This window comes from Sphingomonas sp. P4_G2, assembly GCF_056401155.1.
The window spans coordinates 45,485-71,029 of sequence record NZ_JBFUJY010000005.1; the positions used below are offsets into that span (position 1 = coordinate 45,485).

General features: G+C 64.8%; 24 protein-coding genes. 15 read left to right on the forward strand and 9 right to left on the reverse strand.

From position 1 onward, the window contains the following. Positions 1 to 36 precede the first annotated feature (36 nt). Together AC1DRD_RS14720 and AC1DRD_RS14725 are read left to right on the forward strand one after the other, a co-directional pair. Positions 37 to 1,101, forward strand: coding sequence for a citrate synthase/methylcitrate synthase (locus tag AC1DRD_RS14720; protein WP_478041931.1), 1,065 nt, complete (start codon positions 37 to 39; stop codon positions 1,099 to 1,101). A 41-nt stretch (positions 1,102 to 1,142) separates the two neighbouring features. Next, positions 1,143 to 2,282 (forward strand): serine hydrolase domain-containing protein, encoded by a 1,140-nt coding sequence (locus AC1DRD_RS14725; RefSeq protein ID WP_478041932.1) that lies wholly within the window; start codon positions 1,143 to 1,145, stop codon positions 2,280 to 2,282. 4 nt (positions 2,283 to 2,286) lie between these two features. On the opposite strand, the gene AC1DRD_RS14730 is transcribed toward AC1DRD_RS14725, so the two are convergent. Continuing rightward, positions 2,287 to 3,315, reverse strand: coding sequence for an oxidoreductase (locus AC1DRD_RS14730; protein ID WP_478041933.1), 1,029 nt, complete (start codon positions 3,313 to 3,315; stop codon positions 2,287 to 2,289). Positions 3,316 to 3,590: 275 nt separating this feature from the next. On the opposite strand from AC1DRD_RS14730, the gene AC1DRD_RS14735 reads away from it, so the two are divergent. Beyond that, entirely contained in the window at positions 3,591 to 3,899 is a 309-nt protein-coding gene (locus AC1DRD_RS14735) for a UrcA family protein (RefSeq protein ID WP_478028704.1), read from the forward strand. Between the two features lie 82 nt (positions 3,900 to 3,981). On the opposite strand, the gene AC1DRD_RS14740 is transcribed toward AC1DRD_RS14735, so the two are convergent. From AC1DRD_RS14740 to AC1DRD_RS14755, 4 genes are all read right to left on the reverse strand, one after another. After that, a complete protein-coding gene (locus AC1DRD_RS14740; RefSeq protein ID WP_478041934.1) occupies positions 3,982 to 4,731 on the reverse strand; it encodes a LytR/AlgR family response regulator transcription factor in 750 nt (249 codons plus the stop codon). Next, on the reverse strand, positions 4,721 to 5,914 hold the full coding sequence (locus tag AC1DRD_RS14745; protein WP_478041935.1) for a sensor histidine kinase: 1,194 nt from the start codon (positions 5,912 to 5,914) through the stop codon (positions 4,721 to 4,723). The genes AC1DRD_RS14740 and AC1DRD_RS14745 overlap by 11 nt, the downstream gene beginning before the upstream one ends. A gap of 590 nt (positions 5,915 to 6,504) precedes the next feature. Further along, positions 6,505 to 7,449 carry an alpha/beta fold hydrolase gene (locus tag AC1DRD_RS14750; RefSeq protein ID WP_478041936.1) on the reverse strand — a complete coding sequence of 315 codons (945 nt, stop codon included), beginning with the start codon at positions 7,447 to 7,449 and terminating at the stop codon, positions 6,505 to 6,507. Continuing rightward, complete coding sequence (locus AC1DRD_RS14755; RefSeq protein ID WP_478041937.1) at positions 7,443 to 8,621, reverse strand: MFS transporter; 1,179 nt, start codon at positions 8,619 to 8,621, stop codon at positions 7,443 to 7,445. The genes AC1DRD_RS14750 and AC1DRD_RS14755 overlap by 7 nt, the downstream gene beginning before the upstream one ends. Positions 8,622 to 8,701: 80 nt before the next feature. On the opposite strand from AC1DRD_RS14755, the gene pdxR reads away from it, so the two are divergent. Beyond that, a complete protein-coding gene (gene pdxR / locus AC1DRD_RS14760; protein WP_478041938.1) occupies positions 8,702 to 10,114 on the forward strand; it encodes a MocR-like pyridoxine biosynthesis transcription factor PdxR in 1,413 nt (470 codons plus the stop codon). Here the strand turns inward: pdxR and AC1DRD_RS14765 are convergent. Beyond that, positions 10,101 to 11,498, reverse strand: a complete 1,398-nt coding sequence (locus AC1DRD_RS14765; RefSeq protein WP_478041939.1) for an SH3 domain-containing protein — start codon at positions 11,496 to 11,498, stop codon at positions 10,101 to 10,103. The two genes, pdxR and AC1DRD_RS14765, sit on opposite strands and share 14 nt — an antisense overlap. A 92-nt stretch (positions 11,499 to 11,590) precedes the next feature. Continuing rightward, positions 11,591 to 12,373: a M15 family metallopeptidase gene (locus AC1DRD_RS14770; RefSeq protein ID WP_478028710.1), complete on the reverse strand. Its 783-nt coding sequence runs from the start codon at positions 12,371 to 12,373 to the stop codon at positions 11,591 to 11,593. 74 nt (positions 12,374 to 12,447) lie between these two features. Here AC1DRD_RS14770 and AC1DRD_RS14775 point away from each other — a divergent pair, with 74 nt between their 5' ends. The 5 genes from AC1DRD_RS14775 (at position 12,448) to AC1DRD_RS14795 (ending at position 15,845) form a co-directional block, all read left to right on the forward strand. Continuing rightward, entirely contained in the window at positions 12,448 to 13,101 is a 654-nt protein-coding gene (locus AC1DRD_RS14775; protein ID WP_478028711.1) for an RluA family pseudouridine synthase, read from the forward strand. Further along, positions 13,094 to 13,513: an alternative ribosome rescue aminoacyl-tRNA hydrolase ArfB gene (arfB, locus tag AC1DRD_RS14780; RefSeq protein ID WP_066816232.1), complete on the forward strand. Its 420-nt coding sequence runs from the start codon at positions 13,094 to 13,096 to the stop codon at positions 13,511 to 13,513. Before AC1DRD_RS14775 ends, arfB begins: the two co-directional genes overlap by 8 nt. A gap of 10 nt (positions 13,514 to 13,523) precedes the next feature. Continuing rightward, positions 13,524 to 14,201 carry a hypothetical protein gene (locus AC1DRD_RS14785; protein WP_478041940.1) on the forward strand — a complete coding sequence of 226 codons (678 nt, stop codon included), beginning with the start codon at positions 13,524 to 13,526 and terminating at the stop codon, positions 14,199 to 14,201. 59 nt (positions 14,202 to 14,260) lie between these two features. Then, on the forward strand, positions 14,261 to 14,746 hold the full coding sequence (locus AC1DRD_RS14790) for a GAF domain-containing protein (protein WP_478028713.1): 486 nt from the start codon (positions 14,261 to 14,263) through the stop codon (positions 14,744 to 14,746). Between the two features lie 133 nt (positions 14,747 to 14,879). Continuing rightward, positions 14,880 to 15,845 carry an RcnB family protein gene (locus tag AC1DRD_RS14795; protein WP_478041941.1) on the forward strand — a complete coding sequence of 322 codons (966 nt, stop codon included), beginning with the start codon at positions 14,880 to 14,882 and terminating at the stop codon, positions 15,843 to 15,845. Between the two features lie 62 nt (positions 15,846 to 15,907). Here AC1DRD_RS14795 and AC1DRD_RS14800 read toward each other — a convergent pair whose 3' ends face one another. Continuing rightward, on the reverse strand, positions 15,908 to 16,645 hold the full coding sequence (locus AC1DRD_RS14800) for an HdeD family acid-resistance protein (RefSeq protein ID WP_478041942.1): 738 nt from the start codon (positions 16,643 to 16,645) through the stop codon (positions 15,908 to 15,910). Between the two features lie 617 nt (positions 16,646 to 17,262). On the opposite strand from AC1DRD_RS14800, the gene AC1DRD_RS14805 reads away from it, so the two are divergent. The 5 genes from AC1DRD_RS14805 to AC1DRD_RS14825 are packed head-to-tail and all read left to right on the forward strand — an operon-like array spanning position 17,263 to position 23,856. Then, the gene (locus AC1DRD_RS14805; protein WP_478041943.1) at positions 17,263 to 19,515 is read left to right on the forward strand and encodes a TonB-dependent receptor; all 2,253 of its coding nucleotides are present in this window, start codon (positions 17,263 to 17,265) and stop codon (positions 19,513 to 19,515) included. Between the two features lie 13 nt (positions 19,516 to 19,528). Further along, complete coding sequence (locus AC1DRD_RS14810) at positions 19,529 to 20,713, forward strand: MFS transporter (RefSeq protein WP_478041944.1); 1,185 nt, start codon at positions 19,529 to 19,531, stop codon at positions 20,711 to 20,713. Further along, positions 20,710 to 21,399, forward strand: coding sequence for a TetR/AcrR family transcriptional regulator (locus AC1DRD_RS14815; RefSeq protein ID WP_478041945.1), 690 nt, complete (start codon positions 20,710 to 20,712; stop codon positions 21,397 to 21,399). The genes AC1DRD_RS14810 and AC1DRD_RS14815 overlap by 4 nt, the downstream gene beginning before the upstream one ends. A gap of 24 nt (positions 21,400 to 21,423) precedes the next feature. Then, entirely contained in the window at positions 21,424 to 22,704 is a 1,281-nt protein-coding gene (locus AC1DRD_RS14820; RefSeq protein ID WP_478041946.1) for a D-arabinono-1,4-lactone oxidase, read from the forward strand. Between the two features lie 6 nt (positions 22,705 to 22,710). Beyond that, positions 22,711 to 23,856, forward strand: a complete 1,146-nt coding sequence (locus AC1DRD_RS14825) for a DSD1 family PLP-dependent enzyme (RefSeq protein ID WP_478041947.1) — start codon at positions 22,711 to 22,713, stop codon at positions 23,854 to 23,856. A gap of 41 nt (positions 23,857 to 23,897) precedes the next feature. On the opposite strand, the gene AC1DRD_RS14830 is transcribed toward AC1DRD_RS14825, so the two are convergent. Then, positions 23,898 to 25,193: a M20/M25/M40 family metallo-hydrolase gene (locus AC1DRD_RS14830; RefSeq protein WP_478041948.1), complete on the reverse strand. Its 1,296-nt coding sequence runs from the start codon at positions 25,191 to 25,193 to the stop codon at positions 23,898 to 23,900. Between the two features lie 162 nt (positions 25,194 to 25,355). Here AC1DRD_RS14830 and AC1DRD_RS14835 point away from each other — a divergent pair, with 162 nt between their 5' ends. Continuing rightward, the gene (locus AC1DRD_RS14835) at positions 25,356 to 25,544 is read left to right on the forward strand and encodes a hypothetical protein (RefSeq protein WP_478041949.1); all 189 of its coding nucleotides are present in this window, start codon (positions 25,356 to 25,358) and stop codon (positions 25,542 to 25,544) included. The last annotated feature ends 1 nt before the right edge of the window (position 25,545 follow it).

Below are 25,545 nucleotides of genomic sequence, written 5' to 3' on the forward strand. Positions count from 1 at the left end.
CCATTTGCGCTGCGTCACGTCAAGGGAGTTCGGCTGATGAACAGCGGTTTGGAAGATGTCGTCGCCGCGGAGACGGTACTGTCCGATGTCGATGGTGAGGCAGGGCGGCTGATCATCCGCGGCCATCCGCTGGAAGCGCTGGCGGGCCGCTGGACGTTCGCACAGGTCGTGCATTTGCTATTCGATGGTTTCTTCGATGACCTGCCCGATCCCGACCGCTTGGCCGCAATGCTAGGGCAGGCGCGTGTCGACGCGTTCGAGCGCGCCGGTCCGTTGCTGCCGCTGCTGGCGGATCTGCCCGTCTATGATGCAATGCGCGCCGCGCTCGCGCCGATGCCGGATGGCGTGACCCTCGACGACGCGCTGCGCCTGATCGCCGCGCCCGCAGTGCTGATTCCCGCCTTGCTCCGTCAATCTGCTGAACAGAACCCAATCGCACCTGATCCCTCGCGCGGCCACGCCGACGATGTCGTGCGGATGCTTGGCCGCGATACTGGCGGTGCGGCGCTCGACGCCTATCTGGTGACGGTCAGCGACCACGGCCTCAACGCGTCGACCTTCGCCGCGCGGGTCGTCGCGTCGACCCAGGCCGGACTGACGTCGACAGTGCTGGCCGGGCTGGGGGCGCTCAAAGGGCCGCTTCATGGTGGCGCGCCCGGCCCGGTGATCGAAATGCTCGACGGTATCGCAGCGGAAGGAGACGCACACGCCTGGATCGACCGCGCGCTCAATCGCGGCGAGCGGCTTATGGGCTTCGGCCACCGCATCTACCGTGTCCGCGACCCGCGCGCCGATGCCTTGAAGGCGGCCCTCCACACGCTCGACCGTGTCGGCGGTCGACTGGAATTCGCCGAGCAGGTCGAACGCATCGCGCTCGTCGCCTTGCGTCAGCGCAAGCAAAGCCGCGTCATCGAAACCAACGTCGAATTCTACACCGCCTTGCTGCTCGAGGCGGTCGGTTTCCCGAAGGAGAGTTTCACTGGCGTCTTCGCGATGGGTCGCGTCGTCGGCTGGATCGCGCATGCGCGCGAACAGGCGCTGACCGGCCGCCTGATCCGGCCGAAGTCGGTCTATGTCGAAGAGCATGCGAAGGCAGCCTAAATACCTGGCCAAGCCTGCGCGATTTGTGCAAATCTGCAGCAATGAAAGCAGGTTATATCGCCATCACTCTGACCGCAGCTGCCGCCTTCGGTCCGGCCGCGGCATCACCGGTCATGCGTGTCCAGCCAGTGTCGCAGCCGCTCACCGTGGCGATCGACACCGCTGCAGATAAGCTTGCCGCGGGCTTTCTGGCGAACCGCTGCCGCGTTGGCCTGTCGATCGCGGCTTTCGTGCACGGGCAAGTCCGGTTCTACGATTACGGAACGGCGTCCAGACAAACCAGACGGAAGGCGACGCCGGACAGCATCTACGAAATCGCCTCGGTCACCAAGACCTTCACCGGGGCGCTGGCGGCGCAGGCCGTGAGCGATGGTGCGATGGGCGTCGATCGCGATTTCCGCTCTTATCTTCCCCAGACCTATCCGAATCTGGAACGCGATGGGCAGCCGATCACGTTGCGCTCGTTGGCAACCCATCGATCTGGGTTGCCGCGCGATTTCCCCGATACCGATGCGCTCTATGATCATCGCGATTATCGGACACTCCCCGACGCCCTGCTGGCGCTCGATCGCGGCTATGACCGCGAACGCTACCTCACCGCGTTGCACGGCATTGCGTTGCGGAGCACGCCGGGAACGACCGAAGCCTATTCCAACCTGGGTATGAAAGTGATCGGTTTCGGGCTTGAGACCGTCCGCAAGCAGCCGTTCGAACGTCTGATGCGTGCCTCGATCCTGCGTCCGCTCGGGATGAAGGATACCGATTTCGTCCTCACTCCGGCACAGCGCAAAAGGCTGGTCACGCCGTATGACCGGCTCGGCCGGGCGACGCCCTTTCACCTGCGCAATGCCGGTGCCGCTTACGGCCTCTATTCGACGCCGGCCGACATGGCCCGCTATGTCCGGTGGCAACTCGACGAGAACGTCCCCGCGATCAAACTGGCGCATCAACCGCTGGTCGGGACGCAGGCCGATGGCGAAGGGCTGATCTGGAACATGGCGCTGGACAACGGTCAGCGCATGCTATGGCACGGCGGCGGCACGTTCGGGATGACGAGCCAGGTCGTGCTCTATCCGCAGACGCAGGAAGGCTATGTCCTCCTCGCCAATGACGCTTGCGAAGGAACCGAGGGCGCGCTCAAGCAGATCGCCCAGCAACTGCACGCGGTGCCGAACGGATGATGGGCTAAAGCTGAGCCTCCGCTCGTTCGGCGGCGCTGCGCAGCCCGGCGTCGAGCACTTCCATCACCGTGATCGCCTCGCTAGCGGGGACCGGGTTCGCGTCCTCGCCTCGAAGGGCGCCTGCCAGCGCCTGCCAAAACAGCCGATAGTCGCCGCGCTCGTTGCGTACGGGGGAGACCGTGCCGTTTTCGCCGAGCGTCAGCGTGCCGTCGATCGGATCGATGCCCCAATCCTCTCCCTCCGGTGCGTGCCCAGCGAGCGTCGCGGCTTCCTGCGGATCGCTCCCATGCTTGATCCAGCTCGCGCGCGTGCAGTGCACGGCGAACCTCAGGCCGTGTTGCGCGGCAAGTTTGGTCGCGTGCAAGATCACGCGGTGTCGTTCGTAGCGCAACACGGCATGGAAATAATCGGGCGACGGAGCGCCTTCACGTAAGGTCGCGAGGTCGAGGCTGACTCCTTCGGGGCGCCCGAACAACACCAGCGCTTGGTCGACCAGATGCGGCCCAAGGTCGAGCCAAGCCCCACCCTCGCGGGCTTCCTTCCACAGACCGGTCGGGGTTGGGCGCCAGCGATCGAAATGGCTTTCGAACTGCACGATCTCACCCAGCGCGCCTTCCGCGATCAGCCGCTGCAGCGTGCGGAAATCCGCATCCCAGCGGCGGTTCTGGAACACGGTCACTTGCCGGTCCGCGGCGTCGGCGGCCGCCGCCACGCGGCGGGCGTCGGCCAAGCTAGTGGCGAACGGCTTGTCGATCAGCACATGCTTGCCGGCTTCCAACGCCGCGACGGCGTGCTCGGCATGAAGCGCGTCGGGGCTGGCGACAACGACGAGATCGATGCCCGGCTCGGCCAGCAGCGCCGCGACATCGGGCACGACGCGCATATCGGGCAAGTCGGCATGCACCTTCGCCGGATTGCGCGTGACGATCGCGCGCAACGCCATGCCGGGCGTGGCGCGGACATAGGGTGTATGAAACGCCCGGCCCGCCAGACCATAACCGATCACGCCGACACCGATTTCCTGCACCGTCATGCCTTCCGTGCCGCCTCGATCTTCCTGGCTCTATGTCGGATCGTCACGCCGCGCTCAAGCCGCGCGGAATTCGATTTAGCTGCAAAAGGAGAGGCTTTGGCCAGGTCGCCGCTTGTCGAACGCCGTCGGTCGTTCGTCGCCTGCTCAGGTGGTTGATAGAAGCGATCGGCGCGTTGATCGAAGAGCGCTCCGCTCGACCAGTCCCCTGAAATATCCCCAAATCGTCGCCCTGTTTCGGCGAGCGACGATTGACTTCAATTGATGGGAAAAGCGTGATGCATATTTCATATGTGGGAATGGGATCGATCGTCGCTGCGGTCTTTTTCGGCACTGCCGATGCGGCCGCGGTAGCTCGGGACATGGATCAGCTGCCCAAGGCCGTCGTCTCTATCCATGATCTCGATCTCTCGACCGATGCCGGCATCAGGACGGCGCGCGCGCGCATTCGCCGGGCGGCGGAACGGGTTTGCGGCGATTATCCACGGGTAGGTGCGCTGGTACCCGTCGAGGTCGAGCGCTGCCGCACCGTCGCGGCTCGCCAGGCCGACGCCCGACTTGCTCCGTTCAGGCTCGCCGCCAGATAATCATGATGCCGTCCGGCCGCCGAGGATCAGCACTGCCGATCGCCCGTCAGCGGGCCCTTTGTGGTCGCCGGCAAAGCATGGCTCAGCGGCCTGCCAAGGCCTTTACGGCGGTGAGGTAGGAGCGGCCTATCCGGACGTCGGTTCCATCGACGAGAATCGCGTACCAAATCCCCAGCCCGTCGTGGCGAAGCTTGGCGATGAAGTCTCGCCTGACGATCGTCGACCGGTGGACGCGGATGAACCTGGCCGGGTCCAACCGGCGTTCGAGCGTGCCGAGCGTTTGGTGGAGCAGGAAATTGCGCGACCCGATCTGCAAGGACATATAGTCGCGCATAGCGTCGATCCGATCGATATCGATCGCAGCGATGCGCACCATCTCCGATCGGTACGGCACCCAGAATTCTTCGATCCATTCCGACTGCGGTGATGGATCCGGAACGCGGTTTTCGGGTGCGCCGATCTTCTCACGTGCGCGTGCCACCGCCCGGACGAGCCCCTCGGGCGTCACCGGCTTGAGCAGATAGTCGACCGCGGCGACATCAAACGCCGCCAGGGCAAATCCGTCGAACGCCGTGCAAAAGACGATGGCGGGGACATGCTCTCCGGTGCACAGGGCTTTGGCCACGTCCATGCCGTCCACTGCCGGCATGGCGATGTCGAGGAGCACGAGGTCGGGCGACAGCGCCTTCGCCAGTCGCAATGCTATTTCACCGTCGGAGGCAGTGCCGACCAGCGTCAGGCTCGGGATAGTCGAGCAGAGCACGACCATGCGTTCGATCGCGAGCGGTTCGTCATCGACGATCAGCGTCCGCAACACGGGCTCAGTCCTCATCGAAGGTCAGCGGCATCGTCAATTCCACGCGGAATCCGCCCGGAGCGAGCGGGTGGACGCGGCAAGAACCGTCGCCGTCGAACCGGGCGGCAATGCGATCGGCGACGTTGCGCAGACCGAGGCCGGTGCTCGGGTCGGGCGGAGCGCTGGTCGATCCAGGCTCGCCATCGTCCTCAACGGTCAACAGGAGGCGATCGCGGTCGCTTGCGGCGCGGATAGTGATCATGACGGGGCGCCGCGATCGCGACACGCCATATTTCACGGCATTCTCGATCAGCGGTTGCAGGATCAATCCGGGCACGAGCGCGTCGCGCAGATCGTCGGGCAATTCGATATCCAGTCGCAGGCGATCGGGAAACCGGATCTGCTCGATATCGAGATAGAGTTGTTGCAGCCGGATCTCTTCTGCTAGCCGCACGTCCTCGCTCGGATCGCCGACCAGACTGGCTCGGAAGAAGCTCGACAGATTGATGATCATACGTTCGGCGGCGGCTTGCCGGCCGACCATGACCAAAGATGACAGCGAGTTGAGTGTGTTGAACAGAAAATGCGGATTGACCTGATAGCGCAGCGCCCGAAGCTCGGCCGCCTGCGCGGCGGCGCGAAACGCGGCGTTCTTTCGTTCCAGCGCGCCGACCTCGGCGGCGTAGCAAAGCGCCAGATAGAGCGCGGCCCATCCGGCGAAGAAGAAATAACTGTTGACCGCGCTGTCGCCGATCATCTTGACGATCGCCATATTGGCGTCGTCAGCGTGCGTACCGCCCACCTGCACCATCATTCCGCCTGGCGGCTTGGCCTGGTGTGTGGCGGAAGTAGGGGCGTTGGCGCTGCTGGTGGCCGCCGCTTCGGTCTGTCCCACGACATCGAACACGAACCAACTCGCAGCCGAATAGGTCAACGCCGCAGGCACCGCGAGCAATCCGGCGGCAATCATGCCGCGCTTGAGCGAGCTCGTCGGAATCCTGCGCAAGACAAGGTAGACAAGATAGGTGAGGCCGATGCTGAACAGCATGAGGGCGAGGCGCCGGACGAGAACGTCCGGCTGAACGCCCTGTCCGATGACCGCGGACCTGAGCGTGACGATGGCGCAATAGAACGCCCAAAAGCCGACCATCGACAATAAGGCAACGCGTGGCGAAAGGGCGGGGTCGTCGGGCGAGTCCGCAGCATATTCCTCGGGCATGGCGGATCATAGCGCCGCGTCGATCGCCGTAGAAGGTGCCGCGGCGTCGCTGGTCGAAGCGGGTCGCGCGTTCATCGAAATATACGAGCATTGCGTGGCTCGGCGGCGCCTTCTGATTGTCCGCACATGGATGAAAGGGTCCGACGTGGAGCCTGCAATCGATCGCCGCCAACGAGCGCTGCTCGCGCCAACGAGCGCTGCTCGCGCCAACGAGCGCTGCTCGCGCCAACGAGCGCTGCTCGCGATTGCCAGTTTGGCGATAGTATCGCCTCCCTTGGCAACATCCCGCCCAAGTTCGTGCCTAACGACCGGTTACCGACGGAACACGTCAGCATACGCGAGGTTATCGAGTGCATGAAGCGCGTCCGCTCCCGTTACGAGGTGTTCCCTGCCCAGGCGGTCTTGGCCGGCGGACGCTTCCGTATAGCCAGGGCTTGGCAGCGGATCGCGCAGTCGGGCACAATCCGCCATGCCGCGCTCTACGACACGCTTGAGGACTGCTTGACCTCGATCAATCGCCACGCGCGTCACCGCGCGTTACCCACGATACGCGTCGTCCTGAGCCCGGTGGAAGCCTCGTCCGCAAACGGTTAGGAATCGCCATCTGATCGCCTCTCGCGAGCCACTCCAGGCGCCACACTGAACGGCGGCGTCATGGCAGTGTCGCTCTCCAGATAGGCCAGAATGGCTGGGGGCAGGATGTCGTGATCGAGAATGTCGAGATGATTGGCATTGGGCATGATCAGCAACCGCGAGGCGCCACGCCCCTTGGCGAAACCATCCGCCTTCCCGCCGCCCAGCAATTCAAACAGCGCCAGGGCATGCGTGGGGCGAACGCTGTCTGCGTCGCCGCCAATCATCAATATCGGTGCCTTCATGTTGTTGGCGATCGCATCGCTCCAGTCGTAGCGCGACGACATCAACCGCGAAACGTTGCGCACGAGTAGCGGCCAATCCTGCGGACGCGGGGCCGCTTTTTCATAGGCCTGGTGCCATTTGGAACCCTTCATCGCCTCGGCATCCATCGCCTGGGTGCCCGCCAACACCTCGGGAAACCAGCCGTCGGTCGCATGCGGTGCAGAAATGACGATCAGCTTCCGCACCTTGTCGGCATGACGCAGCCCGAGCTGTAAGGTGACGCCGCCGCCCACCGAATAACCCGCGATGTCGACTTGACCCAATCCGAGCACCGCGATCAGCCCCGCAATGTCGTCAGCCATTGCTTCATAGGTCATGGGTCGGCCGTTGTCGGCAGTATGGCCGTGCCCCTGCAACTCCACTGCAATCACACGCCGTTTGGCAGCGAGGGCCGGAAGCAGGTGTCCGAAAATGGCTTCGATCGTCCCCAGGCCACCATGGAGCAAGATCAGCGGGGCACCGGCGCCGTGGCTCTCATAATAGAGTTCGATCCCGTTGACCGCGGCGTATCGTCCCTTGTTCGTCATGATCTTCTTCCCTTGGACTGGCGAAATGGTCGAGGCGGCTGCGGCGACCGTCAACGCGGCCACCGCGCGCAAAAGGTCGCGCCTCAGCATGGCGCCCTCCGAGCTTCGCAAAGCAGGAAAATGACACAGGCCAGCGCCATGAAGCCGATAGCGGTAATCGCGAAAGCGGCGGCATATCCGGCGGCGGCGGCCAAGGCGCCGATTCCCAGTCCTCCCAGGCCCAGCCCTGCGTCATAAGCCGCGTTCCACACCGCGCTGACGCCATCGGCCTGGGTTGGAGCGGCACGCTGCAGCAATTGCGTCAGCGTGGCGCTCTGCAGGACGCCGAAGGCGGCGCCGCTGCCGACCATGCCCGCGATCACCGCCGCGTCGCCTGGCAGGGTCAGGCAGAGCATCGCCGCTGTGGTACCTGCCACGCCCGCGATCACCGCATTCTTCGGGCCGTGACGGTCGATCGAACGGCCCATCGCCCACCGCGCGGCAGCGGAAGCGATGCCTTGCAGTAGCAAGGCGAGCATGATCGTGGTCGCGGCGACTTCGCGATGCGCCAGCGGCAGGAAGGTAACTGTGGCACCCACTGCGATTGCGCCGATCGCCAGGGCACTGGCCGGCCATGCCGAGGCATGGAGCGCGGGGAGGGTGTGCGGCTGGCGCCGTCCTTCCGCAGGCGCCGCTGGGCCGGGAAACGCCGCGAGGCCGACCAATGCCCCTAACCCGAGCGTAGCGGCAATGCTCGCCGTTGCGATGGGCCCGAACGACGCCAATGCCCAGGGTCCGAGCGGTACGCCCAGGATCGCCGGCAGTGCCGATGCCAGTCCATAGATGCCCATCGCCTCGGCGCGGCGGCTCGCCGGTGCCAACGACGCGGCAAGTCCGCAGGCCGCGACCAGCAGGACGCCAAGGCCAAACCCCCGTGCCGCGCAGCTCACCAACACGATTGTCAGGTCGCTCGAAAAGGTGACCAGGGCGGGCAGCGCGAGCACCAGCAACGCAATGGCGGTCACGAAGCGGCGGCCCAGCCGCGCGATCAATCGCGGCGCGATCACTTCTCCGACGATCGTCGTCGCCATCAGTGCGGCGGTGGTCGATCCTGCGGCCAGTTCGCCGCCCAAAGCGGCGGCATGCGCCGGCACGGCCGACAGCAACAGATAGAAGCTGCCCATCGCCATCGCGATCGTGCCGCATAGCGCCGCCATCGGCGCGGTGAGAATAGGATCACGCCGATGGCCGGCGATCTCCGTTTCAAGTGCGAACGTGCTCATCGGGATTTCCTCCGGCTTTGCTGTCGGAGGAGTAACGCGTTACTGGTATCGTCGTAATGACCAGTTATGGGTAGAAATTGTTGACCAGTTCGGCGCCGGATCTACCTTTTGCGCTGGAGCGAACGGCGGGCGAAAGTCTGACATCGCAACTTCGCCGTCGATTGCTCGATGCAATCCGCTCGGGATCGTTGCGCGCCGGCGTCCAGCTGCCCTCGACGCGCGCCCTGGCGGCCCAATTCGGCATATCGCGCCCGCTCGTGCTCGATGTCTACGCCCAGCTCGCGGCGGAAGGATATCTGATCCTGCGCCGCGGCGCCCGACCCGTAGTGGCGGCGGTCGGCGCGACCATGGCCGCCGAGGCGCCGGTCGCAGCATCGGCCGATCACATTCGGTTCGATCTGCGCCCGGCCATGCCCGACGTCGGGCAGTTTCCTCGCAAGGCATGGTTGCGTGCGATCCGCAATGTCCTGGGCGAATTGCCGGCCGGCGAGCTCGGTTATGGCGATTTGCGCGGCAGCATCGTGTTGCGCACTGTGATCGCCGACTATCTCGGCCGGGTCCGCGGCGTAATCGCCGATCCGGCGAGGATCTTTATCACCAGCGGCTTTGCCGAAGGACGCGCCCTGACTAGCGCTGCGTTTTACGCGCGAGGCATACGACGCCTCGCGGTCGAGAATCCCAGCTACAGCGATTGGGTCGCGGTCGACAAAGCGGGCCTTACCCGCATCCCCATTCCGGTCGACGAGCGCGGCATGGATGTCGATGCGCTGGCCGCGTCCGCCGCCCAGGCCGCGTTTGTGACCCCTTCGCACCAATTCCCGATCGGCGGCGTGCTCAGCGCGGATCGTCGGCAACGGCTCGTCCGTTGGTTGCGCGATCGCGACGGCTTTGCACTGGAGGACGATTACGACGCCGAATTTCGTTACGATCAGGCACCCGTCGGTGCGCTGCAGGGGCTCGCGCCCGATCGCGTCATCTATGCCGGTACAGCCAGCAAGACGCTCGCGCCCGCGCTCCGTCTTGGTTGGCTGGTCGTGCCGCCAGACCTCGTCGGAACGATGAACGGCGAACTGCGCCGCTGGAGCGAAGGGCCGCCCCGGATCGACCAGGACGCGCTCGCCGACCTAATCGGGTCGGGTTTTTACGATCGGCACTTGCGACGGATGCGGCGGCTCTATCGCGATCGCCGCGACCGTCTGATCGATCGCCTGGCCCGCGTTTTGCCCGGGTTGGAAATCGAAGGCGCGGCGGCGGGGCTGCATGTGACTTTGCGCCTTCCAGCGGCAATCGACGAAGCCGGTGAAATGGCGATTGTCGCCGCGCTCGGCCGGCGCGGCGTGGCGACCGAAGGGCTCTCTCGATACAGTCGAACAGCAACCGGGCCGCGTCGGCTGTTTCTGGGCTATGGCCGCGCGACCGACAGCGCGATCGACCAGGGCGTGGAGGTGCTCGCCGACATCCTCGGGGCGGTTTTGGCGTCTAGCGGGCGTTGACATGGACTAGGCTGGTCATCGCGTCGACATAGGTGCGGTTGTCGTCGTAAAGCAGCGGCAGCAGCGGCGTGACTGACACTTGGTTGAGCTTCGTCTTGTGGAGTTGCCCGGCGTTGTCGCGGAAAATCGCATAGGGCACGTCCTGGATCATATAGGGCTGACCGCCGATCTTCCCCAGGAACATCATGACGTGCCCCGGCACCACCAGCAGGTCACCTACGTCCGCCGCCATCACCGCTTTCAACCGCGCCGCTTTGCTATCGGCGGCGGTGAAGACCTGATGACGAATGGCCGGGCTCGTTCCCTGCGCGCCCGAATTGGGCGGCAGAATCACACCCATGCTGCGATAGACGTCGCTGGTAAAGCCGCTGCAATCGCGCGCATTGTACATATGGCCCCAGCCGTATCGCTCACCGAGGAACTTGAACGCTTGGCGGATGATGTTTGCCCGGGTCAGCGGTAGGTAGGCGGCCGCACTGCCTTCCGACTTCGGCAATAGCGCCGGGACGAAACGCAGCGTCCCGTCCTCCGCCCGCGTTGGCAGTTTGATTGGCCATGACTGCGAAGGTCCCTCGCCATTGACCGGCTGGTCGGGTGGGACCTGCGCGAGCGGCGCGTTGGCGCCCATGTCGAGTTGCAATTCGGATACTGCCGGCGCTTCGGGTGTGAACACTGTCCGCACCTTGCTGGCGGTGACGATGCGGAACGGGCCCGCGCCGTGATAGCCGAGCACCTCTGTGGCCGGGCCCGTGGCGATGTCCTCGTCGCGCACCCAGGCCGGACCCTGCCAGGTCTGGACGAGGAGCCAGCGTCGATCGCGGCTGCGGTGCAGAACGACGACGGCATCGCCGGGGAATAGGATACCGGCCTGGAAGCTCTCGAAATCGAGCGAATCGATCGAAGGGAAAGCATGCAACTCGGTGGGATAGATCCTCAGTTGGGCGCGACGCACTGCCAAGCCGTAGCGTGCCGGCTGGCTCGCGGGGATCGTGTCGGCGTCCTCATTGGCGATGGCGCCTGCCAGCGTCTCGCGATCGATCGGCTTGCCATTGGCATCGACCGGCGGCGTGGTGAGGGGACTGGCGATCGACTTGAGCCAGCCGAGCACGCGCTCTCGCGAAATCGTCGGTCCGATCCGCGCAAGGTCGACCAGGTTGGAGTCGATCGCAAAGCCCTGCCGATTGCGCGCCTCGATCTCGCTTGGCGTCATCAACAGCGCATTAGGAGAAGCGGCCCGCGCGATCCAGTAATCGGGCGACAACATCGCGTCTTGCACGCCGATCACGCCCGATGGCGGGATGACTCTGCTGACGTCCTGCGCGGCCGAAGGGCTTGCTGCGGCGAAAGCGGCCATGATCAATGCTGTGCGAACGCGACTTGCCACCGATCTCACCTTTCGATTGCGGACGCGCGGCCTAGCATCACGTAATCACCGCCACCAGTCCCGAACGAGGGACTAACTCCCTTCGATCAGGTCTATTTTGGCCAGGTCGGCGTCGGTGTCGGTGCGGCGGTCGGGGCAGGCGATGGCTGGATCGCTCTCTGCCATTCGGGCGATAAATCCGCGATGCCCGGCGATGCCGGAAAGCGCGTCCGCGCCGTGGCGAACAAAGTGCGCGCCGTCGCCGCCCCCGGAACGGTCGCGTTGATACCCACCCAGCGCCAGTGCCACGGCTCCCACGTCACGCCTTGCGCATTGCCCGGCGGAAACGACAATTCGAACCCGAACTCGGTCGCATGCTGCAACAGCCATTTGCCCGGCGGCGTGTTGGCGATGCAGTCGCTGACATCGCCGCAGCCGCGCGTCAGCGGGCGGATCGCGAAATCGAGCGCGTAACCTGTGGCATGCTCGCTATAGCCCGGAGGGCCTGAGCTTTTGGCGCGCTCCGCGGCATCCTTGCACCTTTTGCCGGGCCCGATCTGGCCACAGAAGATCTGACGCTGGCGTTCGATCGTGCGGAAACAGGATATGCCGCGCAATTTGCCTTTCACCTCCGGCACCTGATCGGCGGCGGCGAGCAACGCGGTCATCGCCACCGCGGCGTCGTGATGGAGTTGGCACGGCCGCCCCGCCCCGAAATTGCCCGGCATCGCCACCATGTCGGCCGGATTGCCTTCCGGATAGGGAATATGCCCGAGCATCCGCCCGTCCGGCAGCGGGTCGATAGTCTGGCCATTGCACAAGGTGACCGGGGTCAGCGCGAGAGCGGCGGCGGGAGCGAACAGGAACAGGGCAACCAGCAACCAGCGCAACGGCATCAATATGCTCCGTGGGGGGAAACAAAGCGCGCAACCACTGGCACGCGGGCGGCTTGAGTGGCAAGGGGTGCGCCATGCTGGCGGATAAGGTGTTGTTCCTCGACGGTGAGGCGATGGTAATCGACAAGCCTGCGGGCTTGCCGGTCGATCCGCCGCGCCGCGGCGGGATTAGTCTGGAAAACCATCTCGACAGCTTGACCTTCGGATTTCAGCGCTGGCCGATGGCAGTCCACCGGCTCGACCAGGATACGTCGGGTTGCCTGCTGCTCTCACGCAATCCCAAGGCCCATGCCCGGCTGCAACAGGCGTTCGAGGCGAACCGCGTCGAGAAACGCTATCTCGCCGTGCTTGAGGGCATACCGGCGGAAAGTGAGGGCGTGATCGACCTGCCGCTTATCAAAGTCTCGACGCGCGAAGAGGGCTGGCGGATGACCGGTTCGCCCAAGGGCAAGGCTGCGCGCACCGCCTGGCGCGTGCTGCGAACCGAAGGCGGACGGGCGCTGGTCGAATTCCGTCCGGCGACCGGGCGGACCCATCAAATTCGCGTCCATGCGCTCGAGGGAGTGGGCCTCCCTGTGGTGGGGGATCCGGTCTATGGCCGCGCCGATACGCTAGGCATGCTGCTCCATGCCGCCGAACTGATTATCCCGCGTGACGGCAAGCCGGCGATCGAAGCGGTCGCGCCGATCCCCGAACGGTTCGTCGCGGCGGGCTTCGGTCATGAGTGACGGCGACGGCTGGGTCGACCGTATCGATACAGCCATCGTCGAAGAGCGTTTCCTCGCCGCGACCGGTCCTGGCGGGCAGAACGTCAACAAGGTGGCGACCGCGGTCCAGCTTCGCGTCAATGTCTTCGCGCTCGGCCTTCAGCCTTATGCCTATGAGCGGCTCAAGGAACTGGCCGGCAGCCGAATGACGGCCGGGGGTGAGCTGCTGGTCACCGCACGCCGTTTCCGCACGCAGGAGGCGAACCGCCAGGATGCGCGCGAGCGGCTGGCCGAACTGGTCCGCGCCGCGCACGTTCGCCAGGCCAAACGCGTCAAGACCAAGCCATCCCGCGCTGCCAAGGCGCGGCGTGTCGACGAGAAAAAGGGTCGCAGCACAGTAAAAGCCGGGCGCGGCAGGGTCCGCATCGATTGAGGAGATAGCTGTGGCCAAGCCCACGCCAAGCCTGCGCCGTTACACCAGCCTGCCGGTGGTGATCGACATGCTGATGAACGAGCGAATCACGCTCGTCAGCCCCTCGGCCTGGGTCGACGCCAATGACCGCAAGGCGATGGCGGTTTATCAGGAACATCTCGGCCATGGCTTCGTCGGCGCGGTCTGCCTGACCGAAGCGCCCGAAACCTTCCATCACTGGCAAGTATTCGCCGGCGGATCGGCGGGAATGAGTGTCCATTTCGACAAGGCGCGGTTCTGCGCGATGTTCGACGGCCGCGCCAATTGCCTGATCGGCCCGGTCGACTATGTCCGCATCGCCGATATCGCGACGATCGACGCCAGCGACATTCACCGCCTGCCGTTCATGAAGCGCGCCGGTTTCCGCGACGAAGCCGAATTCCGCGCGATCGCGGCCGGCGGCGACGAGGATGAGGTGATCCACATCCCGCTCGATCGCGCCGCGGTCAGCCGCATCACGTTCAGCCCGACGATCCCGCCGGCGCTGGTCGACACCACGCGGCGGCTGCTCCATCAGCTCCCCGGCTGGGAAAAACTCCGCATCGTCCAGTCGCGCCTGACCGATAGCGTATCGTGGCAGCGGGCGCTGGAGAAATATCCCGCGCGGCATGCTGGCGGGACCAAGCAAACCAGGAAGAAGTCCGGCTAAGCGGACGGCGACCATTCCACCCCTCCCGTTGGCGCCACACGATCGCTACATGGTGCTTCATGTACGCCTTCGACATCGCCGCCGGATCCAAGTCCGACCTCTACCGCGACCTGCTTGCCGCCTGTGACGCCGTCACCGCCGGCGAGCCCGATGCGGTCGCCAACATGGCCAACGTCGCCTCTTTGCTGTGGCAATATCTACCTGACCTCAATTGGGCGGGCTTCTACCGCAATGTCGGTGACGAACTCGTGCTCGGACCGTTCCAGGGCAAAGCGGCGTGCATCCGCATTCCGTTCGGCAAGGGCGTGTGCGGCGCGGCGGCGGCGACGCGAGATACCCAGCTTGTCGCCGACGTCCATGCTTTCCCCGGCCATATCGCCTGCGACGCCGCCAGCCGTGCCGAATTGGTCGTGCCGATCGTGTCGGGCGATCGCGTCGTCGCGGTGATCGATCTCGACAGTCCCGAACCCTCACGCTTCGACGAAGAAGATGCGGCCGGAATCGAACAGATCGCCCGACTGTTAACGGACAGGGTTAACAACTGAATCCTGATCCAGATCGGGACAAACATAAGGCTGGTGAAAAACTGGCGGAAAACAGGGGTTTTTGGTACTCATTCCCAAGATCGATCGCGCTGGCTTGGTTAATGGCCGCGCCGAGTAACAGGGAGTGTTAACCATGCGAACCCTAGTGATTGCTGCGGTTGCGGCCACTTTGGCCTTTGGCGGCGGTGCCGCCGACGCCCAGCGACTCGGCAATGGCGGCGCGCCCGCCGGCGGCTGGAGGGGCGGCCAACCGGCACCGCAGGGCCAGCCGATGCCGCGCCCCAATCCCGGCCAATGGCAGGGTCCCCGTCCGGGCAATCCGGGCGGCTGGAATGGCAATGGCCCGCGCCCCGGTAATCCCGGTGGCTGGAACGGCAATCGCCCGCGTCCGGGCAATCCGGGGAATTGGAACAATGGCGGCCAATGGCGCGGCGGCTGGAACGGCAATCACAGCCGTTGGGGCAATCGCGTCGGCGGTTATTGGTGGGCCGGCGTCCAGGCGCCGGGTGGCTGGAATGGCTATTCGCGCATCAAGCGCGGCAAGCGCATCCCGAACTACTGGCTGTCTTCCAATTTCATGATCGGTGACTGGCAGCTCTACGGGCTGATGACGCCGCCCGGCGGCTATTATTGGACCCGCTATTACAACGACGCGTTGCTCGTCGACCGTTATGGCGTGGTCTATGACGGCGCCTACGACATCGATTGGGACCGTTATGACGACGGCTATGCCTATGACGACAGCAATGGTTATGCGTCCGGGCCGAATTTTGGCGGTCCGGCTCCGGCGTTCGGCGCAGACTATGCCGCGCCGGGCTATGGCGGCAACAGCAGCTATTACGAGGAACGCACGGACTACCGCGTCGTGCCGCAGCCCGTACCGGCGCCAACCATCGCCTATCGCGGCGGCTATGCCGGTACCTATTACACCGCGCCGGGCACTACGACGACGATCGTGATTCCGGGCGCCACGACCACGACCACTACCACGGAATATATCACCGAGACGTACCGTCCGGTCGCCCGCAAGGTCTATCGCGCGCCGGTGAAGAAGTGGCGGCCCAGGGTGCGGTGCACCTGCAGTTGCGGCTGCCGCTGATCGACCAGTTCGTTGGGGGGGCGCTGCCCGTCGTCGCTATAGCGACGACGGGCAGTTCCGTTTCAGCCGTTGACGGCCGTCCGCTCCGGACGATGCGCGCGGAGTTGTACTGCCAACGCGCTCATCAGCACGCCCGCGACCAGAATACCCGCGGCGATCGAGCGCAACGCCATATCGGGTGCCAATGGCAGCGCCACACCAGTGACGATCCCGACGAACAACAGCACGACACCGCTGCCGATCAGCCAGCCGCGTCCGTGATCGTTCTCCAGCCGTGCCGCGGCGAGCACGCTGGCCAGCCCGATCAGCAATGACCAGGCGGTCAGCAGGCGCAGGAACGTGGCAATCGGCATGTCGGGATAGATCACCGCCGCCGCGCCCGCGAGGAACCCGACCACCGCAGCCACTGCCTGCCACGCCCAGCGCGTGCCGCTCACCGCGTGATGGCTGGCGAGCACCGCCGATCCGATGCCATCGGCGAAACAATAGAGAGCGAAGGCCACGATCAGCGAACCCAAAGCAGGGACGGGGATGGCCAGGCCCGCTGCGCCCATCGCGATCGCGAGCAGCGCCTTGATTGCGACGATCGGCCAGTGATTGGCCGCACGGTCGTTCAGTTGTTCGTCGAGTTGCCCGTCGGGCGGCAACCAATCGTCCGGCGCGAGCGTGGAAAACTGCGCGAAGGCGCGGCGTCCCAATCCCTTCCGCGTCGGCGCGTCGTCCGCTGGAAACCCATTCTTCGATGCCCGATCGACGGGATCGGGCTCGATCTCGATATCGCGTGTGCGGTGCCGGTCCATATACCTAACCTCCTCCTGCGCGCGATGCGCCACGCGCGGCGTCCATCGCGCGCAAAAGGGGAGGGGTGATGCGGGGCCGTCTGCCGTGATCGGCGTCCCTCCCGCCGGAGCGCGCGGAACTCGACCTTCAGGAAGGTCGTTCGCTGTCGCTCGCCATCCGCTCAGTGGTGCGGTCGGCTGCCCCTCGGGGTGTCGGCTCGATTCTGTTCAGGACGTCGACGCGGCCGCTAAGGAACCGACCTGCGTGATCGCGCGTAAAACGCGCAAAAGCTCAAAAGTTTCCGAGTTTTGCGATGAGTAGAAGGCTGCCGTCGCCCATTTTCCAACATCTCCGCTTCCAACATCTCCGCGTCCAATCCGACGTCCCCAGCCGCATGGCGCAGAGGCCGGCCACCGCGTTTGCCCGCGAGATCGGCTTAGGCGAGTCGCAAAACCGTCATTTCATGAGCTTTTCTGGTGCGTTGGCGGCAATTTCGTTCGCATGAGATCTGCCTCCGGCCCTCAATAAGCATCCGTAACATTACGTATTGCAAAGAAAATCCTCCGTTGGGGCATCCGTCTTGCAGTTACGATAGTTCATGCTACCGTTAGGCATCCTCACTCGAAAAGGAGTGGTTATGCGTCGAGCAGTCGGGGTTGGAGTTTCGCTTGCGGCCCTTGCATGGGTCGGATCGGCATCGGCGCAGGACACGCCGCCCGGCAATCCTCCGGCGGCGGCAACCACGCCTCCCGACGATAATGCGCCGCGGGTCGACGACATCATCGTCACGGCACAGAAGCGCGCCGAAAATCTCCAGGATGTGCCGGTCGCGGTCAGTGCGGTGACCGGCAAGACGCTCGAGAACAAGCGCATCCTCGACCTCGTCGATTTGTCGAATGCAACTCCGGGTCTTCAGATCAAATCGGACGATAACGGCGCCAATCCGCGCATCTTCATCCGCGGCGTCGGCGTCAACGACTTCAACCCGGCAACCGCCAGCGCGGTCGGCATCTATGCCGATGGCGTTTATGTCGGCTCGCCGCTGGCGCAGCGCTTCGCGTTCTTCGACCTGCAACAGGCCGAGGTTCTGCGCGGGCCCCAGGGTACGCTCTACGGCCGCAACACCACGGGTGGCGCGGTCAACGTCACCAGCCGCAAGCCGGGCAACGATGTCGAAGCCGATTTCCTGGCCGAATATGGCCGGTTCAACTCGGTCAACCTCCAGGGCGGAGTCAGCCTGCCGCTAGCCAAGGACCTGCTCTCGGTGCGCGTCGCCGGCATCTACCAGCGCGACGATGGCTATTCGGTCAACCGGCTGACCGGCAATCGCGGCAACAACGCCGATCGCTGGGCGGTACGTGGCAGCGTCCATTTCACCCCGTCGAGTTCGATCACCGACGATCTGGTCGTTACCATCGGCAAGTCTCGCGGCGGGTCGATCTGGGCCTATAACCGCACCCTGTTCCCGGTCAGCCCGGACGTTGCTGGCCCCGACGGCCTTTGCGCGCCGGCTTATTATGGCACTGCGAACTGCACCAACGTGCTCGGCTACGCCAATGCCAGCAAGAACCTCTATGAGGGCGATTACAGCTTCGACGGGAAGGATCGGGTCAACCTCTTCACCGTCGCCAACACGCTGACCATCAATCTCGGCGCGGCCGACATTGTCGCGGTGACCGGCTATCAGCATGCCAAGCGTAACGACCAGGAAGAGACCGACGCCAACCCGCTGCCGGTGATTACCGCCAGCTATATCGCGCGGCAGAACACGTTCAGCCAGGAATTGCGCCTGCAATCGAGCGGCAAGCCGGCGCTGCGTTACGTGTTCGGGCTTTATTACGCCCATGACGACCTGACCAACAATTCGGCTTATGACGTGCTGGCGATCCTGCCCGCCGACCCCCTATCGGGAATTGGGCGTTTCGTCTGGCCGCTGGCGCAGAAGACCGACAGCTATGCCGCGTTCGGCCAGCTCGATTACGATCTGACCAGCCGGCTGACCGCAACCGTGGGCCTGCGCTATTCGGCCGATCACAAGGATTTCCACTATTTTAGCGGAGAGACGAACACCGGCACACCGTTCTTCACCTTCGATGGCTCGAAGACCTTCGATTCCGTGTCGGGCAAATTCGGGCTGCAATATCGCTTCACGCCCGATGTGAACGCCTATGCGAGCTATAGCCGCGGGACGAAAAGCGGCGGCTTCTTCAGCGGTCAGACCGGCAATATCGCCGATATCGGGCCGTATAAGGACGAGACCGTCAATGCCTATGAAGCCGGCCTGAAGGCCGAATTGCTCCACCACACTTTGCGCGCCAACCTGGCTGCCTTCTATTACGATTATCAGAACCTTCAGGTGTACACGACGGTGATCGATGGCTTCATCACGCGCCAGCTGTTCACCAACGCGTCCGCCGCGCGCATGTACGGCGGCGAACTCGAACTCGAGGCCACGCCGGCGCGTGGCCTGACCATTTCGATGAACGCGGCCTATCTCAACGCGACCTACCGAAACTTCGTGTCGGCTGGCGCCGATTATTCGGGCAACACATTGCCGTCGGCACCCAAGATCAGTGTCCAGACTGCGGTGGATTATACCCAGCCGGTATCGTTCGGTGCGATCGTCGCGAATGTCAGCGCGAGCTATCGCAGCAAGGTGTTCTTCGATACCGCCAACACGCCGCGATTGAGCGACCAAGCCAGGGTCTATGTCGATGGGCGACTGGGCGTGCAGCTCGTTCGCGACAAGCTCGAGATCGGCGTGTGGGGTAAGAACATCTTCGGGGAGACCAACATCTCAGACATCACGCCGATCGCGAGCCTGGGCTTCGATGTCGTCAGCGTCGGGCCGCCGCGCACTTACGGCCTCTATCTCCGCGCGCATTACTGAGGGGAGTGCCGGGATGACCGTCATCGCCAGCGAGAGCGATTATGGCTGGATCGGCCCGCGCCCTGGCGCGGCACAGATCGGCGCCATCTTGTTCGCGGGCGTCGCGGGCATCCTGTTTGCCGGGGTTGGCCCGTTGCTGCTCGGTGGGCTCGAAGCATCCGGCCGGATCAGCCCGGCGCAACTCGGCCAGGCGGGGACCGCCGAATTGCTGGCGATGGGTGTGGCGGCAGGACTGACCGGACCGCTCTACGGCATCAGGAACCTACGGTTGTTGACGATCCTGTGCGGGCTAGCGATGGCCGGGCTCAACGCATTATCGATCGTCGTCGATGGCTGGACCGTAGTCCTCGTCCGCGGCCTCAACGGCATCCCAAGCGGCGCGCTGATCTGGCTGATGACCGCGATGATCGTGCGCTCGGCGCGACCCGATCGTTGGGCGGCGATCTACCTGACCGTCCAGACGCTGGCGCAAGCCGTGATCGTCGCGGTGCTAGGCGCTTTGGTCGAAGGAGCTGCGGGCGTGGGAGTGGGGTTCGCGGTGTTGGCCGCTATCGGGATTGCGACCGGGCTCGCCGGACTGGTGGTGCCCAACAGCCTGGCGGTGCTGCCGGTCGATCCTGATGAGCCGACCGGGCGGCTGAGCACGCGCGGGCTGGTCGCGCTCGCCGCCGCCTTCGCGTTCAATGCCGGCATTCTGGCGGTGTGGATCTATGTCGAGCCATTGTCGCGGCAGTCGGGGCATCCCGCGGGTACTGCGGGTCTGGCGATGGCGCTGTCGCTCGGCGCGCAGGTCGCGGGCGGATTGGTCGCCACCTTCGCGGCCGGACGTCTGCCGACAGCACCGACCTTGGCCGTCTCGCTGCTCGGCATGGGCGCGGCGATGGTCGTCTTCGCCTATCTGCCCGGCGTCACGATTTTCCTGACCGTGTCGGCGATGTTCGGCTTCCTGTGGATGTTCGCTTCGCCCTTCTTCACGCCGCTGGCGATTGAAGCGGACCCGACGCGGCGCGCGGCGATGTTCGGATCGGGTGCGGCGCTGCTCGGCTGCAGCGCCGGCCCGTTCCTGGCGTCGCTGTTCGTCGGTGAGGCGGATGTACGGCAAAGCCTGATCCTCGGCATCGGCCTCCTCGCGACATCGCTCGTCATTGTCATGCTGCTGTACTTTGTCCGGGCCAAAAGCCACTCCCTCGCCGCATGACCACAGCATCTTCGCCTTCCGATCCTGCCGCCAAGACTGCCGGCGGCAAGCGCCGCCGCCGAGCGATCCCACTCGCGACCAAGCATCGCCCGATCCAGGCGCGTGGCCAGGACACGTTTGAACTGATCCTCGACGTCGCCGGGCAATTGCTGCGCGAGATCGGCTTCGAACAGCTCACCACCAATCTGATCTGCCAGCGGGCCGGGCTGACCCCGCCCGCGCTCTATCGCTATTTCCCCAACAAATATGCGGTGCTGAAGGAGCTTGGCGACCGCCTGATGCGCGCGCAGGACGATGAGGTGCTCGTCTGGGTCGCCGAGGGCGGCCTGACCGGCGCGACGTTCGAGGAACGGCTGGCCAAGAGCATCGCGATCCAGGAGCGGATGGTTGCGGTCCACCGCGAATTCCCCGGCGGCATCGCGATCGGCCGCGCGTTGCGCGCGGTACCTTTGCTCAACGATCTGCGCATCCGCTCGCGCGACATGGTGGCGAGCGCGTTCGCCGAAACGCTGCGCCGACAATATCCCAATAGCGATGAGCGGCGGGTGCAGGTCGCCTGCCGCCTGATCGTCGAGCTCGGTTACTCGGCAAGCGAGATGGTCGTCGAGGAACCTGACCGCGACGCCGATATCATCAACCGCGAAGTGTGCCTGATGTTCGCACGCTATCTCGAGCATTTCGACTGACCGCTGCCCATGGAGAGAGCAGGCATGGATTGGCACAATTGGTCGGGCAGCGTCGCCGCTCGTCCGCAGCGCATAGAGCGCCCAAAGACCCGTGCCGAACTGGCGGGCCTGATCCAGGCGGCCGACAAAGTGCGTGTGACCGGCGCCGGTCATTCGTTCATGCCGCTGTGCGAGACGTCCGGCACCTTGCTCAGCATGGGCGATTACGAAGGTGGGATCGACATCGCGTCTGACCGCCGCACCGCCTGGGTACCCGCCGGCTGGGGACTCGACCGCTTGACCGAAGCATTATGGGCCGAGGGGCTTTCGCTGATCAATCAGGGCGACATCAACCCGCAGTCCCTGGCCGGCGCCACTGCTACCGGCACCCACGGCACTGGGGCCGAACTCGGCAGCCTATCAACTCAGGCCTGCGGTTTCGAACTGATGCTGGCCGATGGCAGCCTGGTCGAATGCGGCCCCGACCAAAATCCCGATCTCTATCAGGCGCAGCGCCTGTCGCTCGGCCTGTTCGGAGTCGCCACGCGGATCCGCATCAACGTCCTGCCGGCTTATTATCTCGAGGAGCGGATCGAACGCCGCCCGCTTGCCGAAATGGCCGAGCGCTGGGAGGAACTCGGCGCCGCCACGCGCCATTTCGAGTTCTTCGTCTTCCCTTATGCCGATTACGTGATCTTCAAGACGCTGCATCCGGTCGAGGGTAGCGGCGATCTCAAGCATACCACCGACATCGACGAATCGATCTTTCGCAATATCTGCGAAATCGGGCGGCGTGTGCCCAGGCTGATCCCCATGCTGCAGCGCTTCATGATGAAGATGAGCGCCAAGCCGACCCAGCGTGTCGGGCCCGCCTGGCGCGTCTTTCCGTCCGACCGCACGATCCGGTTCGAGGAAATGGAATATGAAGTGCCGCGCGCTGCTGGGCTGCCGACGCTGATGGAAGCGATCGCCTATATCCGCCGCCGCAAGCTGCCGGTCGCTTTCCCATTCGAATTCCGCCTGACCGCGGGCGACGACATCTGGATGAGCCCATTCCACGCCGGCCCGGCCGCTTCCATCTCGTTCCACCAATATGCGAAGATGCCGTGGCGCGATCTGTTCACCGAAATGGAGGCCGTGCTGCGCAGCTCGGGCGGCCGCCCGCACTGGGCCAAGCGCCACACCATGACCGCCGACGATGTCGCGCGGCTCTATCCGCGCACCGGCGATTTCCTGCGCGTCCGCGAAACCGTCGATCCGGGCCAGAAGTTCGTCAATGACGACCTTGCGCGCCTGTTCGGCCTGACCCCTCCCGTCCGGAGCTGACCCACTGTGAACGACCAGGAACTGCATGCCCATCTGATCGGCCGCCAGGGTTCGCGCCATGATCTCAACACACCGGTGCTGGTGCTCGATCTTGACCGGCTGGACAGCAATATCTCCCGGATGGCGATGTTCGCGGCCGCTCACGGACTCAAGCTCCGCCCGCACGCCAAGACGCACAAGAGCGTCGACATCGCCAAGCGCCAGATAGCGGCAGGCGCAATCGGGCTGTGCTGCGCCAAGATCGGCGAGGCCGAAGCGCTGGCCGATGGTGGCATCACCGGGCTGCATATCACGTCGCCGGTCGTGCCGGCGCCTGCGGTCGATCGGCTCGCAGCGCTCAACCTGCGGTCGGCGGAGCTGATGACCGTGGTCGACAACCCCGACAATGCGCGCGCCGTCGCGCAGGCGGTCGAGCGGGCAGGGGACGCCAAATTGTCGGTGATCATCGACGTCGATCCCGGCATCCACCGCACCGGCGTTGCCTCGCCCGAGACCGCGGTCGAACTGTTCGAGACGATCCGCGCGCTACCCGCGCTGGTCTATCGCGGCGTGCAATTCTATTGCGGCTCGCACCAGCATATCCATGCCTATGCCGAGCGCGAAACGGCGATGCGCGAGCGCGCCGACTATCTCCGCACCGTCATCGCCGCGCTGACCGAAGCCGGCGGCGCGCCGGAGATCGTCACCGGGGGCGGGACGGGGACGCACCGCATCGATGCCGGCCTCGGCATCTTCACTGAACTCCAGGTCGGTTCGTACATTTTCATGGACGACGAATATCTCGCCTGCGATCTGACCGGGGAAGAGGGCGCGCCGATCCCGTTCGACACGTCGCTGATGATCGACACCAGCGTGATCAGCGCCAATACGCCGGGTCTCTTCACGCTCGACGCCGGGATCAAGTCGATGGCGACCGATGCGCCGCTACCCTCGGTGGAAACCGGGGCTCCCGACGGCGCGCGCTTCTTCCTGATGGGCGACGAACATGGCGCGGTCCTGACCCTGCCAGGCTCGCTCGCGCTCGGTGATCGCGTCTCCCTCCGCACGCCGCACTGCGACCCGACAGTCAACCTGTACGACAATTACCATGTCGTGCGTGGCCAGACGCTCGATGCTATCTGGCCAGTTTCGGGGCGAGGGCGGTCGCGGTGACTTAAATCGTCCGGCGCGGGGAGAGGTGCCGCGCGCTCTGCTTACCGCCGCGGCGCAGGCCCGGCGAACGTCACCAGACTTTCCGACCCGTCGGCGGCCACTGCCGACACGCCGACGAAATTATCGTCGATCGGGACGTTCTTCAGCACCAATTCGGTGGCGCCGGCAACATCCCGGCTCGTCGTCCAATTCTGTGTGTCGGCGCGGCGCCAGTGCACGCGATATTTCACCGCACCGTCGACCGGCTGCCAGCGCACCGTCGTGTCGCGCGACAAGGCGCCCTGGACAGTCACGCCTTCCGGCGCGGCAGGCGCGGCGGCGAGCCGGCGGATCGTCGCGATGTTGATCGCCGCCACCTTGGCCAGATAGGCGAAGTCCATCTTGTCGATCGTGTCGCCATAAGCGACGCCGTTCTCGGTCCGGACATATTGGTGCTGTCCGTCCCAGCGCTCGGCGGCGACAGTGAAGCGCACCGCCGGGTAGCCGAGTTCTAGAAAGGGCAAGTGATCACCGCCGCGCCCGAACCGGTCCGGTCGCCGCACGATGAACGCGTCGAGCCCGCCGGGAATGCTCGCCGCGACCTGGTCGATCGTCTTGGCCAGTGCGCGGCTGGGGCCGTCATCTTCGCCGCCGTTCATCCGTCGCGCGAGATCGGCTTTCAAATCCTCGCTGTCGCGAATGCCTTCGGAGAACACGCGCACGCTCTTGTTGGCGACCACGCCGTCCTTGCCGATCGAATTGCCAACGATGTCGTTGTTGAGCATTGCGGTGACCTGCCAGCCGCGCTCCTTGGCGGTGTCGGCGAGCAACTTGCCGCCCCACAATCCCTGTTCCTCGCCGGAGAACACGGCATAGACGATCGTCGCGCGGAATTTCCGCTTCGACAGGATACGCGCTGCCTCCAGAACGACGGCGACGCCCGATGCGTCGTCATTGGCGCCCGGCGCATCCGCCTTGGCATCCATGACGTCGCCGACGATCGAATCGATATGCCCGCCGACAATGATCACACGACTTGGATCGCTGCCCTTCTGAATGCCCAGCACGTCGACGATGTTCACGCCGTTGGGCGCGCGTGGTCCGGTGAAATTGCGCGCGATCGTCTCGCTCGTCAGGCATCCGCCGCAGGCCGCCCCGATCGCGTCGAACCGGGCTTTCGCCCAGGCGCGCGCCGCGCCGATACCGCGCCTGGGATCGGCGGGATCCGACAGCGAATGACGGGTGCCGAATGCGACGAGCGCGGTGACGGTTGCCTTGAGCTGGGCGGTAGAGGGCTGTTCGGCCGCCGGCGCGGCGGCGATCAGCGCAAATGGAACGGCGACCAGCGCTTTACGCATTGTTATCTCCCTTTTCGTTGGTTGGTAACTGCGCCGTGCCAAGGGGTTAGGCAAGCGACCACCGAAACCAGGTGGCGCGCATAAATAATATTCGTCGCCTCTGTAACGGATGGCACCAATGCGATTCTAATACGTTCGCTATTGTAACAGGAGGTACGCGTCATGGTCACCGAACGCGTCGTTGCGTTCGGATTCTTGACCGATCGCGACCTTAAAGTGCTGGGCAGCGGTTTCAGTCGCCACTTCCCAATAGAGAATGACAATTTGTTCGCCGACCTGATCGAACAACTCGATCGCGTCGAAATCGAACGCCTTGACCACGGTATCATTATCCGTCCGCCGGCTCGTTAGG

Coding starts and splice junctions, on each gene's coding strand:
- AC1DRD_RS14720 (WP_478041931.1), top strand. CDS start 37: ATGAACAGCGGTTTGGAAGATGTCGTCGCCGCGGAGACGGTACTGTCC.
- AC1DRD_RS14725 (WP_478041932.1), top strand. CDS start 1,143: ATGAAAGCAGGTTATATCGCCATCACTCTGACCGCAGCTGCCGCCTTC.
- AC1DRD_RS14730 (WP_478041933.1), bottom strand. CDS start 3,315: ATGACGGTGCAGGAAATCGGTGTCGGCGTGATCGGTTATGGTCTGGCG.
- AC1DRD_RS14735 (WP_478028704.1), top strand. CDS start 3,591: ATGCATATTTCATATGTGGGAATGGGATCGATCGTCGCTGCGGTCTTT.
- AC1DRD_RS14740 (WP_478041934.1), bottom strand. CDS start 4,731: ATGAGGACTGAGCCCGTGTTGCGGACGCTGATCGTCGATGACGAACCG.
- AC1DRD_RS14745 (WP_478041935.1), bottom strand. CDS start 5,914: ATGCCCGAGGAATATGCTGCGGACTCGCCCGACGACCCCGCCCTTTCG.
- AC1DRD_RS14750 (WP_478041936.1), bottom strand. CDS start 7,449: ATGCTGAGGCGCGACCTTTTGCGCGCGGTGGCCGCGTTGACGGTCGCC.
- AC1DRD_RS14755 (WP_478041937.1), bottom strand. CDS start 8,621: ATGAGCACGTTCGCACTTGAAACGGAGATCGCCGGCCATCGGCGTGAT.
- AC1DRD_RS14770 (WP_478028710.1), bottom strand. CDS start 12,373: ATGCCGTTGCGCTGGTTGCTGGTTGCCCTGTTCCTGTTCGCTCCCGCC.
- AC1DRD_RS14775 (WP_478028711.1), top strand. CDS start 12,448: ATGCTGGCGGATAAGGTGTTGTTCCTCGACGGTGAGGCGATGGTAATC.
- arfB (WP_066816232.1), top strand. CDS start 13,094: ATGAGTGACGGCGACGGCTGGGTCGACCGTATCGATACAGCCATCGTC.
- AC1DRD_RS14790 (WP_478028713.1), top strand. CDS start 14,261: ATGTACGCCTTCGACATCGCCGCCGGATCCAAGTCCGACCTCTACCGC.
- AC1DRD_RS14795 (WP_478041941.1), top strand. CDS start 14,880: ATGCGAACCCTAGTGATTGCTGCGGTTGCGGCCACTTTGGCCTTTGGC.
- AC1DRD_RS14800 (WP_478041942.1), bottom strand. CDS start 16,645: ATGGACCGGCACCGCACACGCGATATCGAGATCGAGCCCGATCCCGTC.
- AC1DRD_RS14805 (WP_478041943.1), top strand. CDS start 17,263: ATGCGTCGAGCAGTCGGGGTTGGAGTTTCGCTTGCGGCCCTTGCATGG.
- AC1DRD_RS14810 (WP_478041944.1), top strand. CDS start 19,529: ATGACCGTCATCGCCAGCGAGAGCGATTATGGCTGGATCGGCCCGCGC.
- AC1DRD_RS14815 (WP_478041945.1), top strand. CDS start 20,710: ATGACCACAGCATCTTCGCCTTCCGATCCTGCCGCCAAGACTGCCGGC.
- AC1DRD_RS14820 (WP_478041946.1), top strand. CDS start 21,424: ATGGATTGGCACAATTGGTCGGGCAGCGTCGCCGCTCGTCCGCAGCGC.
- AC1DRD_RS14830 (WP_478041948.1), bottom strand. CDS start 25,193: ATGCGTAAAGCGCTGGTCGCCGTTCCATTTGCGCTGATCGCCGCCGCG.
- AC1DRD_RS14835 (WP_478041949.1), top strand. CDS start 25,356: ATGGTCACCGAACGCGTCGTTGCGTTCGGATTCTTGACCGATCGCGAC.